This window comes from Cyanobium gracile UHCC 0281 (assembly GCF_034931305.1).
GTDB classification, from domain to species: Bacteria; Cyanobacteriota; Cyanobacteriia; order PCC-6307; family Cyanobiaceae; genus Cyanobium; species Cyanobium gracile_A.
In genome coordinates this window covers 1-14,221 of sequence record NZ_JAYGHY010000067.1, presented here as the reverse complement: position 1 = coordinate 14,221, position 14,221 = coordinate 1, and the positions used below count along the sequence as shown (strand labels likewise).

14 protein-coding genes, 1 tRNA gene and 1 pseudogene are annotated in these 14,221 nt (G+C 70.6%); 6 read left to right on the top strand and 10 right to left on the bottom strand.

Features of this window, described 5'->3' with window-relative positions:
* Positions 1-656 (top strand): YdcF family protein (locus tag VB739_RS14550; RefSeq protein WP_416233344.1); only part of this gene is annotated, 656 nt, incomplete at its 5' end.
* On the opposite strand, the gene VB739_RS14545 is transcribed toward VB739_RS14550, so the two are convergent.
* The 5 genes from VB739_RS14545 to rpaB form a co-directional block, all read right to left on the bottom strand.
* Entirely contained in the window at positions 598-1,323 is a 726-nt protein-coding gene (locus VB739_RS14545) for a lysophospholipid acyltransferase family protein (RefSeq protein ID WP_323357746.1), read from the bottom strand. The two genes, VB739_RS14550 and VB739_RS14545, sit on opposite strands and share 59 nt — an antisense overlap.
* Positions 1,320-2,249 (bottom strand): ACP S-malonyltransferase, encoded by a 930-nt coding sequence (fabD, locus tag VB739_RS14540; RefSeq protein ID WP_323357745.1) that lies wholly within the window; start codon positions 2,247-2,249, stop codon positions 1,320-1,322. The genes VB739_RS14545 and fabD overlap by 4 nt, the downstream gene beginning before the upstream one ends.
* 27 nt (positions 2,250-2,276) lie before the next feature.
* Positions 2,277-3,284 carry a beta-ketoacyl-ACP synthase 3 gene (locus VB739_RS14535; protein ID WP_323357749.1) on the bottom strand — a complete coding sequence of 336 codons (1,008 nt, stop codon included), beginning with the start codon at positions 3,282-3,284 and terminating at the stop codon, positions 2,277-2,279.
* Positions 3,285-3,357: 73 nt separating this feature from the next.
* Positions 3,358-4,710, bottom strand: coding sequence for a phosphate acyltransferase PlsX (plsX, locus tag VB739_RS14530; RefSeq protein ID WP_323357748.1), 1,353 nt, complete (start codon positions 4,708-4,710; stop codon positions 3,358-3,360).
* Positions 4,691-5,437 carry a response regulator transcription factor RpaB gene (gene rpaB / locus VB739_RS14525; RefSeq protein ID WP_216909380.1) on the bottom strand — a complete coding sequence of 249 codons (747 nt, stop codon included), beginning with the start codon at positions 5,435-5,437 and terminating at the stop codon, positions 4,691-4,693. Before rpaB ends, plsX begins: the two co-directional genes overlap by 20 nt.
* Positions 5,438-5,538: 101 nt before the next feature.
* On the opposite strand from rpaB, the gene radA reads away from it, so the two are divergent.
* On the top strand, positions 5,539-6,999 hold the full coding sequence (gene radA / locus VB739_RS14520) for a DNA repair protein RadA (protein ID WP_323357744.1): 1,461 nt from the start codon (positions 5,539-5,541) through the stop codon (positions 6,997-6,999).
* On the opposite strand, the gene VB739_RS14515 is transcribed toward radA, so the two are convergent.
* Positions 7,000-7,521, bottom strand: coding sequence for a photosystem I assembly protein Ycf3 (locus VB739_RS14515; protein ID WP_323357743.1), 522 nt, complete (start codon positions 7,519-7,521; stop codon positions 7,000-7,002).
* A gap of 149 nt (positions 7,522-7,670) precedes the next feature.
* On the opposite strand from VB739_RS14515, the gene VB739_RS14510 reads away from it, so the two are divergent.
* From VB739_RS14510 to VB739_RS14500, 3 genes are read left to right on the top strand one after another with little or no spacing between them, the layout of a single operon-like run.
* A complete protein-coding gene (locus VB739_RS14510) occupies positions 7,671-10,067 on the top strand; it encodes a heavy metal translocating P-type ATPase (RefSeq protein ID WP_323357742.1) in 2,397 nt (798 codons plus the stop codon).
* A complete protein-coding gene (gene tmk, locus VB739_RS14505) occupies positions 10,064-10,717 on the top strand; it encodes a dTMP kinase (protein ID WP_323357741.1) in 654 nt (217 codons plus the stop codon). The genes VB739_RS14510 and tmk overlap by 4 nt, the downstream gene beginning before the upstream one ends.
* A complete protein-coding gene (locus VB739_RS14500) occupies positions 10,710-11,669 on the top strand; it encodes a DNA polymerase III subunit delta' (protein ID WP_323357740.1) in 960 nt (319 codons plus the stop codon). Before tmk ends, VB739_RS14500 begins: the two co-directional genes overlap by 8 nt.
* A gap of 242 nt (positions 11,670-11,911) precedes the next feature.
* On the opposite strand, the gene VB739_RS14495 is transcribed toward VB739_RS14500, so the two are convergent.
* From VB739_RS14495 to VB739_RS14480, 4 genes are all read right to left on the bottom strand, one after another.
* Complete coding sequence (locus VB739_RS14495) at positions 11,912-12,703, bottom strand: response regulator transcription factor (RefSeq protein ID WP_323357739.1); 792 nt, start codon at positions 12,701-12,703, stop codon at positions 11,912-11,914.
* A gap of 170 nt (positions 12,704-12,873) precedes the next feature.
* Positions 12,874-12,945: transfer RNA gene (locus tag VB739_RS14490), tRNA-Asn, on the bottom strand.
* 30 nt (positions 12,946-12,975) lie between these two features.
* Positions 12,976-13,677, bottom strand: a complete 702-nt coding sequence (locus VB739_RS14485; RefSeq protein ID WP_416233343.1) for an ABC transporter ATP-binding protein — start codon at positions 13,675-13,677, stop codon at positions 12,976-12,978.
* Positions 13,674-13,937 (bottom strand): hypothetical protein, encoded by a 264-nt coding sequence (locus VB739_RS14480; RefSeq protein WP_323357738.1) that lies wholly within the window; start codon positions 13,935-13,937, stop codon positions 13,674-13,676. Before VB739_RS14480 ends, VB739_RS14485 begins: the two co-directional genes overlap by 4 nt.
* 58 nt (positions 13,938-13,995) lie before the next feature.
* Here VB739_RS14480 and VB739_RS16710 point away from each other — a divergent pair.
* Positions 13,996-14,221: pseudogene (locus VB739_RS16710) on the top strand (hypothetical protein); the annotation flags it as partial.

Below are 14,221 nucleotides of genomic sequence, written 5' to 3'. Positions count from 1 at the left end.
GCCCGGAACGCACCGGTCCGGCGCCGGCGGGTCCGTCCCCGCGGGTCCGCCGTGCTCCCCCTTCACCGCGGCGACCCGGCCGGGGCAGGGGGGTGCTGGTGGGCCTGGTTGGACTGGGTCTGCTGTGGCTGTCCCGGGGTGTGTGGTGGCCCACGCCGCCACCACCCCAGATGATCCTGGTGCTGGGGGGTGATCCGGATCGGGAGGCGGCGGCGGCCCGTCTGGCCCGCAGCGATGGGCTGCCGGTGGTGGTCACCGGAGGTACCAACCCCGAGTACGCCCACTGGCTGTTCCAGCAGAAGGAGGGCTTGCCCTCCCGCCAGGTCCAGCTCGATTACCGCGCCCGGGACACGGTGTCCAACTTCACCTCCCTGGTCGACGATCTGCGCAAGTCCCGCATCCGTCACGCCTTGCTGGTCACCTCCACTGATCACATGCAGCGGGCCCTGCTGGTGGGACGGATCGTGGCCGGCAGCCGCGGCATTCACCTCACCCCGGTTTCCGTGCCCTGCGGCGACCTCTGCGTCGTTGAGGGCCGGCGGCGCTTGTGGGGCGATGGCGCCAGGGCGGCCCTGTGGGTGATCAGTGGCCAGGACATCAGGCCCTGGGTGGAAGAGCGGGTGGCTCCCTGGCTGGAGAAAGCAGGCTTCCGCTGATCGGGCCGAGGTCGAGCATCCGGTTGATCTGCTCCTGGGCGGCTCGTGTCGCTGCATCCAGGTCGGGGCGTCGCCGCGAGGCCGGGGGCGGAATCGGCGTGCCGATGCGGATGTGGATCGGCACCAGCCGTGGCCCGTGGCCGCCCGGCCCCAGGGCCCGGTGGCTGTTGATGATCGCCACCGGCAGCAACGGCACCCCGGCCCGGGCCGCCAGCAGGGCCGCCCCTGGCTGGGGCTGGTTGACGCGTCCATCCGGCTGGCGGGTGCCGTCGAGGAAGACACCGGTGGCCCAGCCCTGCAGCAGCCGGTCGGTGGCGGTGCGGATGGCTTCGCGATCGCCGGCGCCCCGCTCCACCGGGTAGGCGCCGCAGGCCCGGATGATCGGCCCCAGCAGGGGCACCCGGAACAGTTCCGCCTTGGCCATGAAGGCCACGGGCCTGCCGAGGGCATGGCCCAGCAGCGGTGGATCCAGGTGGGAACCATGGTTGGCCACCACCACAACGGCTCCCTCCAGGGGCACGTTGTCGTTGCCTGTGGTCTGGCCCCGGAACAGCAGCCGGAAGACGGGAAAGACGAGCAGGTAGCTGATCAGCCGATAGGTCAGGCTCGGCCTTGGGGTGCTCAGCAGGGCGGGGGGATCGGCCGGGGGCCGGCGGCGGCGCCTCACTGGCCCAGGTCGCCCGTGCCGGCGATCTGAGCCGTGCCGAGCCCGGGACAGCTGCGCTTGATCAGGCCACTGAGCACGTTGCCGGGGCCGATCTCCACCGCGGTGGTGAGGCCCGCGCTCTGCAGGCCTTCCATCGTTTCGCGCCAGCGCACCCCCATGGTCATCTGCTGGCGCAGGCGCTCCTTGAGCACGCTGGCGGAGGTTTCGGGCCGCGGATCGGCGTTGCTGAGCACGGGGATGCGGGCGTCGGCGAAGGGCACCGCCTCCAGTTCGGTGGCGAAGGCCGCAGCGGCGGTGGCCATGAACGGGGAATGGAAGGCGCCGGAGACGGCCAGGGGGATGGCCCGTTTGCAGCGCACCGTGGCGCTGACGCTCGCCACCGCCTCCGGGGTGCCTGACAGCACCACCTGGGCCGCGCTGTTGTCGTTGGCGATGACCACCCCCTCGGTGGCGGCCACCACCCGCTCCAGTTCGTCGCGGTCGAAGCCCATCACGGCGGTCATGGCGCCTCCGCCGGCGGCGGCCATCAGTTCACTGCGGCGGCGCATCAGGCCCAGGCCGGTCTCGGCGTCGAAGACACCGGCGGCGTAGAGGGCCACCAGTTCACCCAGGCTGTGGCCCGCCACCAGCTGGGCCGTGCGGCCCTGCCGGTGCAAGGCGTCCACCAGCAGGCTCTCAACCACGAACAGGGCCGGCTGGGTGTTGCGGGTGTCGTTGAGATCGCTGGGTTCGCCGGGGCCCCCGCTGCCGCAGGCCTCAGCCCCGCTGCCGCTGGCCTCCGCACCGGCGCAGATGGCCAGCAGGTCACGACCGAGCAGGGCAGAGGCCTGCGCGAAGCGCTCCCGGGCTCCGGGTAGGTCGATCACCCCCTCGGCCATGCCCGGCTTCTGCGATCCCTGTCCCGGAAACACCCAGGCGATGGCCATGCAAGCCTCCCGTGCAACGGCAGGAGATTAGAGCTCGGCTGGCGGACGGCCGGGACCACTCCAGCGGAACAGGGCGGCGCCCCAGCTGAGGCCGGCGCCGAAGCCGCTGCTGGCGATCAGGTCGCCAGCGCCGACCCGCCCATCGCGGACCGCTTCGTCGAGCATCAGGGGGATGGTGGCGGCGGAGGTGTTGCCGTAGGCCGAGAGATTGCTGAGCACCCGCTCGGCGGGCATGGCGAAACGGTCGGCCACCGCATCGAGGATGCGCTGGTTGGCCTGGTGCAGCAGCAGCCAATCCACGTCCGAGGCGGCGGTGCCGGTGGCCTCCAGCAGCTCGGCCAGCACGGCGGGCACTTCCCGCACGGCGAACTTGTAAACCTCCTGGCCGTTCATGTGGATCGGCGCGAAGCCTCCCACCTGGGCGGAGAGGTCCCCCACCAGGGGCCGGTGCTCGGCCACCTGGGCCAGGGTGAGGCAGGCGTTGCGGCTGCCGTCCGATCGCATGCGGAAGCCCACCAGGGCGTCGTCGCCGGGGTCGCAGGCCTGGACAGCCAGGGCACCGGCGCCATCGCCGAAGAGCACACAGGTGCGGCGGTCGTCCCAGTCGAGCCAGCGGCTGAGCTGGTCAGCACCGATCACCAGCACCCGCTGCATCGTCCCGCCACGGATGTACTGGGCCGCGGTGATCAGGGCGAACAGGAAGCCGCTGCAGGCCGCCGTCAGATCGAAGGCGACCGCCTGGTGGGCCCCCAGGGCCGCCTGGACCCGGGGGGCGGTGCCGAACAGGTCGTCGGGGCTGGAGGTGGCCAGCAGGATCAGATCCACCTGCTCGGGGGCCCAGCCCGCATGGGCCAGGGCCGCCCGGCCGGCCTCGGCGGCCAGGCTGGTGACGGTTTCACCGGGGCCGGCCACGCGCCGGGCGCCGATGCCGGTGCGGCTGCGGATCCAGCTGTCGTTGGTCTCGACCCGCTCGCTCAGCTGGTCGTTACTGATGCTGGCGGTGGGGAGAGCGCGTCCGCAGCCCACCAGGGCCATCCCCCGCAAGGCGGCCATGGTCACCGTCTTGTCTGAGCCGAGCGGCACCCATTCGGTTCACAGGTGGCCACAGTCAACCACAGGTGGTTGCCACCCCGGCGCTCCCCTCGCCGAGGGCGTGAAGGTCGTCCATGACGCCGTGGCTGGCGGCGGAGTGGGCCAGCCGCAGGGCACTCACCACCGAAAGCGCTCGGCTGCTGCCGTGGCCGATGACGCAGATGCCGTCGACCCCGAGCAGCAGGGCGCCGCCGTGCTCGGCGTGGTCGAGGCGCTTCTTGATCCGCACCAGGTTGCTGCGCAGGAACGCCGACCCCACCTTGCCCCGGCGGCCACGGGGCAGTTCGGCCCTCAGCACATCCAGCAGGACGCTGCCCACCGATTCGAGGAACTTCAGCAGCACGTTGCCGGTGAAGCCATCGCAGACCACGACGTCGAAATCCCCGGAGAGGATGTCGCGGCCCTCACAGTTGCCGGCGAACACGAAGCGCTCGTCGCCGGCGAGCAGCGGATGGGTGCGCAGGCAGAGGTCGTTGCCCTTGCACTCCTCCTCGCCGATGTTGACCAGGCCGATGCGGGGCCGTTTCACCTGCAGCACGTCGCGGCTGTAGATGTTGCCGAGCAGGGCGAACTGGTGCAGCCATTCAGGCTTGCAGTCCATGTTGGCCCCGACGTCGAGCACCAGCACCTGCTGGCTGGGGTCCTTGGTGGGGAACAGGGCGCCGATGGCCGGCCGATCGATACCGGCCAGCCGGCCGAGGCGGAAGATCGCAGCGGCCATCACGGCCCCGGAGTTGCCGGCGGAATAAACGGCGGTGGCGTCGCCCTTCTTGACCAGATCCATGGCCACGTTGATGCTGGCGTCGCGCTTGCGGCGCACCACCGTGGCCTCCTCGTGCATGCCCACCGTGGGGCCGCTGGGCACCAGCTCGATCAGGCCGCGCTGCAGGGCCTCCTCAAGGTCGTGGCCCAGGCCCATCGCCGCCACCGCCTGGCGCAGCGGCTCCGGTTCCGCCACGAAGCGGATGCGCAGGGGCAGCAGGCCCACCGCCCGTAGGCATCCCTCCAGGATCGGCCCCGGGGCATGGTCCCCGCCCATGCCGTCGACGGCGACCCAGAGACGCTGCCGGTCATCGATGCCACCTCCGGTGTGGCCCCCCTGCTGCAGACGCCGCAGCGGATCGAACACCAGGGGCTGGAGCACGGATCCCGCCACGTTGGTGGCGGCGCCGGCCATGCTGCCCGCCACCGACACCGCCCCGGAGGCCGCTCCGCTGGCGGTGGCGGTGGCGGTGCCCACCAGGCTGGTGACGGCCGCATTGCGCCGGTACCAGATCACCAGGCGGCGGATCGTGCGGTTGGGTTTGGGGCGGTTGGAGGCGTAACGGCGGCTGTCGCGCCCTGAGCCTTCAGGATCCTTCGGTGGCAACGGGTTCAACGATGCGCTGGAACAGATAGCCGGTGCCCCTGGCCGTGAGGATCAGCTCGGGGTTGGCTGGATCATCCTCCAGTTTGGAGCGCAGCCGCGAGATGTGGACATCCACCACGCGGGTGTCCACGTGACGCTCGGGGGTGTAGCCCCACACTTCCTTGAGGATCTCGCCCCGGCTGAAGGGTTCGCCGGAACGGCTCACCAGCAGCTCGAGCAGGCTGAACTCCATCCCGGTGAGCCGGATGCGCTCGTCACCCCGATACACCTGCCGCTTGTTGGTGTCGATGCGGAGATCGCCGACCTGGATCACGCCGGAATTGGGAATCCCGGCGCCGGGGTCCTTTTCGACCCTGCGCAGCACGCAGCGGATGCGGGCCTCCAGCTCCTTGGGGCTGAAGGGCTTGACGACGTAGTCGTCGGCCCCCAGCTCAAGGCCGGTGATGCGGTCGGCCACGTCGCCGAGGGCGGTGAGCATCACGATCGGCACATCGGACTCCTTGCGCAGCTCCTGGCAGACGCCATAGCCGTCAAGTTTGGGCATCATCACGTCGAGGACCACCAGGTCAGGCAGGACGCGGTGGAACGCCTCAATGGCCTCCTCGCCATCGCAGGCGGTGACAACCTGATAGCCGATCATCGACAACCGGGTCTCGAGGATCCGGCGGATGCTGGCCTCGTCGTCGACGACGAGAATGGTTTCTTTGGCGGTGGGGGAGGCCGTCATTGCGGCGCGGAGAATGCAACACGGTTCCGACCCACTGAACCGGCCGGAAGGTCGCGAATTCACCGAACGCCACCTTTCTTCATACACCCCGCACACTCGCCTTGGCTCGTCCCGGTTCCTCGTTCGTCTGCCAGGCCTGTGGGGCCAGGACACGGCAGTTCTTCGGCCGCTGCTCCGGCTGCGGCGGCTGGAACACGCTGGTGGAGCAAAGCGAGCCGAGTGCGGACACACGCCGCCGCCGCCCGGTGGCCGCCACAGCTGCTCCGGACGCCGCTGGGGTTCCGGCGCCGGGCCGTCCCAGCCGCTCCGAACCGATCCAGGCCGTCGGGGACCGGCCCCTGCAGCGCCTGGCCAGCGGCTACGGCGAGCTGGACCGGGTGCTGGGGGGCGGCCTGGTTCCCGGCTCCCTGGTGCTTCTGGGGGGCGACCCGGGCATCGGCAAGAGCACCCTGTTGCTGCAGAGCGCCCGGGCCATGGCCTCCCGGGCCGTGGTGCTCTACGTCAGCGCCGAGGAGTCGGCCCAGCAGGTGAAGCTGCGCTGGCGGCGCCTGGCTGAGGACGCTCCCGGCGCGGCGACGGAGGCCGGCGATGGCGAGGGGCTGCGCCTGCTGGCGGAGACCGATCTGGAGCTGGTGCTGCAGGAACTGGAGACGCTGCGGCCCCAGGTGGCGATCATCGACAGCATCCAGGCCCTGCACGACGCTGAACTGGGCAGTGCCCCCGGCTCGGTGTCCCAGGTGCGGGACTGTGCTGCTGCCCTGCAGCGCATCGCCAAACGCCAGCACACGGCCCTGGTGCTGGTGGGGCACGTCACCAAGGAGGGGATGCTGGCGGGTCCCAAGGTGCTCGAGCACCTGGTGGATGCGGTGCTCACCTTCGAAGGGGACCGCTTCGCCAGCCACCGGCTGCTGCGGGCCGTCAAGAACCGCTTCGGTGCCACCCACGAGCTGGGCGTGTTCGAGATGCGTGGCGCCGGCCTGGTGGAGGTGAGCAACCCCAGCGAGCTGTTCCTGGCCGGGGATGGACCCAGCCCCGGCACCGCCACGATCGTGGCCTGCGAGGGCACCCGTTCACTGCTGGTGGAGGTTCAGGCCCTGGTCAGCCCCACCAGCTACGCCAGCCCGCGGCGCACCGCCACCGGCATCGGCACCAACCGGCTGCACCAGATCCTGGCGGTGCTGGAGAAGCACATGGGCCTGCCCCTCTCCCGCTTCGACTGCTACCTGGCGGTGGCCGGCGGACTCGAGGTGGAGGAGCCGGCGGCGGATCTGGGGGTGGCGGCCGCCGTGGTGGCGAGTTACCGCGACCTCACCCTGCCGGCGGGCACCGTGCTGCTGGGGGAACTGGGCCTGGGCGGTCAGTTGCGGCCCGTGGGCCAGCTGGAGCTGCGCCTGCAGGAGGCGGCCCGGCTGGGGTTCATTCGGGCCGTGGTGCCGCGCGGCAGCGCCATGGGGCCGGTGGCGGCCAGTCTTGGCCTGCAGCTGCTGGAGGCGGCCACGGTGGCCGAGGCCCTGGTGGCCGGACTGGGGGTCAACCCCGACGGATCAGACCGCGACGGCTGATCAGAAATAGACGTCGACGTTGCTGCGGCCGGAGGACTTGAGCCAGTTCTCGATGTCCAGGTAGCCGCCCGGGTAGAGCCGCACGGCCTTGGTCCAGTAGGCGGCGGCCTCGTCGAACCAGCGGTCGGCGGCGTCCTTGTCGCCGGTCTCCTCGGCCAGCCGGCCCCACTTCTCGTAGATCAGCCCCATGTTTTTGAGACAGGAGGGGGAGTTGGCGTTGGCGTCCAGGGACTGGCGATAGAAGTCGAGAGCCTTGTCCTCCTCGCCATTGCTCATGAAGATGATCGCCATGTTCTTGAGGATCTCGCCCCGGTCGATGCTGTTCTCCTCGAGCTTCAGGGCCTCTTCGTAGTTTTCGAGCGCCTCGGCGTAGTCGCCGTCGTTCTGGGCCGACAGACCGTCTCGGTAATAGACGTAGGCCTCTTTCGCCTTGGGATCGATCGGCAGCAGCTTGACGATCAGGTCGGCCATGACCGTGAAGCTCTTGTCGATGAAATTGTCGTTGCGCTGCGAGCGGGGCAAGGGTCGAGGTCCGGATCGTGCCTCCATCCTGCCTCGGGCGGCTGAGGGCGGGTTACGGCCAGGGTGCTGGGGAGCGCGTTGGCGCGGGCGAAGGGGTGGCGGCTCCCTAGCGTGGGGCCCCGGTCCGTGATCGCCCCGGCACCCCCTTCGTGAGCGCCACCCCCCCTGCCACCACGGCTGAGCCCTTGCTTCTCGACGTGGAGGGCATGAAGTGCGGCGGCTGCGTGCGTGCCGTGGAGCAGCGCCTGCTCCAGACCGAAGGGGTGCGCCAGGCCAGCGTCAACCTGCTCACCCGCACGGCCTGGGTCGATCTGGAGCCCCCGGTCGACGGACCCGATGGGGACACGACTGACCCGCTGCCCGCCCTGCTGGGCAGCCTTGAGGCCCTGGGCTTCCAGGCCCGGCTGCGCCCCCAGGAACTGGAGCCGGCGAGCCAGCGGCAGCGGCGGCAGACCGACCAGTGGTGGCGCCACTGGCGCCAGCTGCTGGTGGCCCTGCTGCTGTTGCTCGTCTCCGGGCTGGGACATCTGGCCGACGCCGGCCAGCTGGCCTGGCCTGGCCCCTGGCCGTTGCTGGGCAGGCCCTGGTTCCACGCCCTGGTGGCCAGCCTCGCCCTGGCCTTTCCGGGCCGGCCGATCCTGATCCGGGGCGCGCGGTCGGCGCTGGCCGGGCTGCCCGGCATGGACAGCCTGGTGGGCCTGGGCGTGGCCAGTGCCTACCTCTCCAGCCTGGTGGGCTGGCTGTGGCCGGCCAGCGGCTGGCCCTGCTACTTCAACGAGCCGGTGATGCTGCTGGGCTTCGTCCTCACCGGTCGCTTCCTCGAGGAGCGCGCCCGCTACCGCACCGGTCGGGCCATCGAGGAACTGAGCGCCCTCCAGCCCGACCATGCCCTGCTGCTGCTGGGCGACGGCCCCCCACGCCAGGTCCGGGTGGGAGGGCTGCGCCCGGGCGACCGGCTGCGGCTGCTGCCGGGGGACCGGGTGCCGGTGGATGGGGTGGTGCTGGAGGGCGACGCGAACGTGGATGCCTCCAGCCTCACCGGCGAACCCCTGCCGCGCTCCGTGGGGCCGGGCAGCGAGCTGGCCGCCGGCCTGCTCAACCTGGACGGTTCCCTGGTGCTGGAGGTGCAGCGCTGTGGTGCCGAGAGCGCCATCGCCCGCATCGTGCACATGGTGGAGCGGGCCCAGGCCCGCAAGGCCCCGATCCAGGGACTGGCGGACCGGATCGCCGGCCGCTTCACCCTGGTGGTGCTGGCCCTGGCGGTGGCCACCCTGCTGTTCTGGTGGCTGTGGGGCAGCCAGCACTGGCCCGAGGTGCTGCTCACGGCCCCTGCCGCCGGCCATGGCTCCCATGGGCATGGAGCGGCCGCCAGCCCCGTCACGCCCTTCAGCCTGGGGCTGCAGCTGGCCATCGCCGTGCTGGTGGTGGCCTGTCCCTGCGCCCTGGGTCTGGCCACGCCGACGGCCATCACCGTGGGCTCCGGCCTGGCGGCCCGCTCGGGGCTGCTGTTCCGCGGCGGTGACGCCATCGAAACCGCCTCCCGGCTGCAGGCGATCCTGTTCGACAAGACCGGCACCCTCACCCTCGGGCGCCCCCTGGTGACGGCCGTCCGTGTCGTGGGGGCGGCCCCGGGCAGCCCGGCGGAGGCGGCCCAGGCCGAGCAGCTGGTGCAGCTGGCAGCCAGCCTCGAGCAGCACAGCCGCCATCCCCTGGCCCACGCCGTGCTGCAGCAGGCCCAGGCCCAGCACCTGCCCCTGTTGCCCGTCGCTGAGAGCCTGACCCTTCCCGGGGAAGGGGTGCAGGGCCTGGTGGAGGGTTCCGGGCTGGTGCGGGTGGGCCGGCTGGCCTGGTTGGGACGCTGCGGCGTGGCGGTGGATCCCGGCCTTGAGGCCCTCCAGCAGGACCTGGAGGCCGATGGCGCCAGCCTGCTGGCGGTGGCGGGCGACGGACGGCTGCTGGGTCTGCTGGCCGTGGAGGACCAGCCCCGCACCGATGCCGCCGCCACCCTGGCCAGCCTGAGGCAGCAGGGGCTGCGGCTCGGGTTGCTGAGCGGGGACCGCCGGGCGAGCGTCGAGGGCCTGGGCCGCCGGCTCGGTCTGCGGCCCGAGGAGCTGGCCTGGGACCTGCGGCCCGAGCAGAAGCTGGAACGGCTCCTGCTGGCCCGCCGCCAGGGGGCTGCGGCGATGGTGGGCGACGGGGTGAATGATGCCCCTGCCCTCGCCGCCGCCGATCTCGGCATCGCCGTCGGAACGGGCACCCAGATCGCCCAGGAGAGTGCGGCGCTGGTGGTGATGGGTGAGGGCCTTGACGGCATTGTCCGGGCCCTGGAGATCGCCCGGCGCACCATGGCCAAGGTCCGCCAGAACCTGGCCTGGGCCTTTGGCTACAACCTGATCGTGCTGCCGATCGCCGCCGGTGTGCTGCTGCCCGGATACGGCGTGCGCCTGTCACCCGAGCTGGCGGCCCTGCTGATGGCCTTCAGCTCCATCACGGTGGTCGGCAATGCCCTGCTCCTGCAGACCACCCAGAAGGAACGGCCATCATGAGCGGACGCTTCCTGGTGCTGGAAGGCATCGATGGCTGCGGCAAGTCCACCCAGATCGAGGCCCTGCGCGCCTGGCTGCCGATCAGTGGCCTGATGGCTCCCGGCGCCCAGCTGGTGGTGACGCGGGAACCCGGCGGCACGGCCCTGGGCCAGGCCCTGCGCGCCCTGCTGCTGCGGCCGCCGGAGGGTGCCGCCCCCTGCAGCCTCAGCGAACTGATGCTCTATGCCGCCGACCGGGCCCAGCACGTCGAGGCCTGCCTGCGTCCGGCGCTGGCAGCCGGCGACTGGGTGCTTTGCGATCGCTTCAGCGGCTCCACCGCCGCCTACCAGGGCTATGGCCGCGGCCTTCCCCTGGCCACGATCCTCCAGCTCGAGTCGCTGGCCACCGGTGGCCTGACGCCCGATCTCACCCTCTGGCTCGATCTGCCGCTGGCCGGATCCCTGCAGCGCCGAGGCGATCGGCCCGCCGACCGCATCGAGGCCGCCGGCGAGGCCTTCCTGCAGCGGGTCAGTGACGGCTTCGCCACCCTGGCCGGCCAGAGGGGCTGGCAGCGGGTCGAGGCCGACGGGCCGAGGGAGGCGGTCACGCAGCTCTGCTGCTCCCTGATCACGGAACACCTGGGCGGCCCCGGGGATCGGGGCCATGGCTGAGCTGTTTGCTGATCTTCTCGGCCAGCCGCAGGCGGTGGGGCTGCTGACGGCCGCCCTCGAACGCCAGCGGCTGGCGCCGGCCTATCTGTTCGTGGGGGCCGATGGGGTGGGCCGGCGCTTGGCGGCCCTGCGCCTGCTGGAGGGGGTGCTGGCGGGCGGAACCGCCGGCTCGGTGCCGTTGCGGCGGCGCCTGGCGGAGGGCAACCACCCCGACCTGCTCTGGGTCGAACCCACCTACCTGCACCAGGGCCGGCTGGTGAAGGCCTCCGAGGCTGAGGCCCAGGGCCTCAGTCGCCGCAGCCCCCCCCAGCTGCGCCTGGAGCAGGTGCGGGAGGTGACCCGTTTCCTGGCCCGACGCCCGGTGGAGGGGGGCCGCTCCCTGGTGGTGCTGGAGACGGCGGAAGCGATGGCCGAGGCGGCTGCCAATGCTCTGCTCAAGACCCTCGAAGAACCCGGCCACGGCCTGCTGATCCTGCTCACGGCGACGCCGGACCGGCTGCTGAGCACCATCCGCTCCCGCTGCCAGTCGATTCCCTTCGCCCGCCTGCCCCCCGCCCTGGTGCGCCAGGTGCTGGAACGGCAGTCGCTGTTGGAAGGGGAACCGCAAGGCCCGGTGGCGGATCCCCCCGAACTGCTCGAACTGGCCGCCGGCTCCCCCGGGGCCCTGCTGCGCCACCGGCGGGTCTGGCAGGGTCTGCCGGAGGGGTTGGCGGAACGGCTGCTGGCCCTGGGACGGGAGCCCATGGAAGCCCTGGGTCTGGCCCGCGACCTCAGCGAAGCCCTCGACGGCGAACAGCAGCTCTGGTTGCTCGACTGGTGGCAGCTGCATCTCTGGCGCCAGCGCCTGGAGCCGGCGCCGCTGCGGCGCATCGAGCAGCTGCGCAGCCACCTGCTGGCCTACGTCCAGCCCCGGCTGGCCTGGGAGGTGGCCCTGCTCGATCTGGGCCGCTGAGGGGGCCAGACCGGTGCCGCTCCACAGGCAGCGCCTGGACCACTGCCACCGGCGGCCGCCTTCATCCAGGCAAAGAGATGGTTGTGATGGGCGCCGGGACTGTGGCGAGAAAGAAGACTTGGCATCGCGTTAGGGCCCGTTCCCGCCACGTCTGGAAGTGACGAAAGTCATCGTCTGTGCCGTCGAGGATCGTCAGTGCAGGGGAGAGGCGTTGTCGTCGCAGGATCTGGCTCGCTGAGGATTCAGCCGGCTTCGTTGGTTTTGATCGAGGCCTCCAGCCTGGCCTGTCTGGCGTCGCTGACAATGGTGGCAAGGGGTTCCATCTGATCGTTGCTGGGGAGCTCCAGGCAGTAGCCGGCGCCGTAGACGGTCTTGATGAAGCGGGGCTTGCGGGGGTCAGGTTCGAGTTTGGTGCGGAGGTGGCGGATGTGGACCCGGATGGTTTCGATATCGTCGTCGGGCTCGTAGCCCCAGACCTCCTTGAGGATCAGGGAGGGGGCGACGGTCTGGCCGTGGCGCTGCAGCAGGCAGTGGAGCAGTTCGAACTCCGTGTGCGTCAGGCGGACGGGTGCGTCGAACCAGATGGCCTCAAAGCGCTCGGGGACGAGGGTCAGGGAGCTGAAGCTGAGGATCTCGTTGTGTTTGGCGGAAAGGGGGCCCCGCTCGCTGCGGCGCAGGAGGGCCTTGACCCTGACCATCAACTCCTCAAGATCAAAGGGTTTGGTGAGGTAGTCATCCGCTCCCGAGTTGAACCCGCTGACCTTGTCCTTGGTGCTGCCGAGGGCGGTGAGCATCAGGATGGGGATCTTGGCGGTGCGCTCGTCGCGCCTTAGGCGCTGACAGAGGGTGAGCCCGTCCACCTTGGGGAGCATCAGGTCGAGCAGGATGACATCGGGGCTGTACTGCACGGCGAGGGCCTGGCCCTTGATGCCGTCTTCGGCGCGCTGGACGTCAAAGCCCCCGTGCTCAAGATGGCCGGCGACCAGATCACGCATGTCGCCGTCATCTTCGATGAGCAGGATGGAGGGCTTCATGGGTGGGGTTGAGGCGTCTGGGGTGCTTCGGAAGGGAGCACAAGTGACGGGAGACTACATTTTCGCCGTTCTACCGCTGCCGTGCAGGGAATCGGCGGATCCAGCTCCGCGTCCGACCATCGCTCTCGTTGGTGCGAGGGCGATGGCCCGAAATCGGGCGGATCAAGAAACTCCCCGGGCGGGATTCGAACCTGCGACCAATCGGTTAACAGCCGACCGCTCTACCACTGAGCTACCGAGGAAAACACCCGGCGAACCGGGTTCTGATGACCTTACCTTTCGGCCCCTCCGACGGGCAAGGGGGCCAGGGAGCGGCGCAGGCTTTCGCCGCTCTGCCAGGCGCCGATCGCACCTGCTTCCATGCGGGCGGCCCCGTCGCAGCGCTGCAGTTCCTCGAGGCGGTGGGTGATCCACAGCGCCGTGAGGGGTGAGGCGCTCCGGTGACAAAGCTGATGGATCAGCTCCAGAATCTCGTTCTGGCTTTCGGGATCCAGCAGGGCTGTCGGTTCATCCAGCAGCAGCAGCGCTGCGTCGCTGGCCAGCGCGCCGGCGATCGCCAGGCGCTGCTTCTGGCCGCCGCTCAGGGTGTGGATGGGACGCTGCTGCAGGCCGCTTAAGCCCACCTGGGCCAGGGCCGCAGCCACGCGAGCGGCACGCTCGCCGGTGTTGAGACCCTCGGGGAGGGCCAGCTGCAGGTCGCTGCCGCAACTGGGCAGCAGCAGCTGGTGGTCGGGGTTCTGGAACACCAGTGCGGGCCTGCCCTGGCAGGTGATGGTGCCTTCGGTGGGCGTGAGCAGGCCGGTGATCAGGCGCAACAGGGTGCTTTTGCCACTGCCGTTGCTGCCGACGAGCATCCACAGTCCCGGCCCCGGAATCTGCAACTGACAGTTTTGCAGTGCCTGACGGCCCTCGCTCCAGCCGAAGCGGAGCCCCTCGATGCGCAGGGGCGGCTCCACCGGCGCCGTTGTTGTCAAGGCTCGAAGCTGAAGCCGGGCCGCTTGCCGCCGCCGGCGACCGCCGACTTCTCATACATCTGAACGGCCACGATTTCGCCACTGAGGAGGCTGACGCGCTTCTGCTCGTCCTTCTCACAAGTCAGCTCCAGCACCTTGGGGTGGCCGTTCTCGAGGGCCTGGCGCACTTCCCCGTAAAGGGCCTGGGCCGCTTCCAGGTCTTTGCGCTGGACGGCAACGGGCATGGGGCTGAGCCGCAGGGAGATCTCGACGACGTACATGTAGGGCAGGGAGGACTGGCGCAGCCACTCTGGCGAATCGTGGGCCTCCGGGGAGGCGGTGGGTACTTGTGCTCATTCCTGGGGGTCAAGGTGCGGCCGGCCGCACAGAACGGGCGTTGTCTTTTACGATCGTCCTGTAACGCTTCGTGAAGCTCTTCCCATGACGATCGCCCTAGGGCGTGCACCGGCCACGCGTGGATGGTTCGACGTCCTCGACGACTGGCTCAAGCGCGACCGCTTTGTTTTCGTGGGCTGGTCCGGTCTGCTGCTGTTCCCCACGGCCT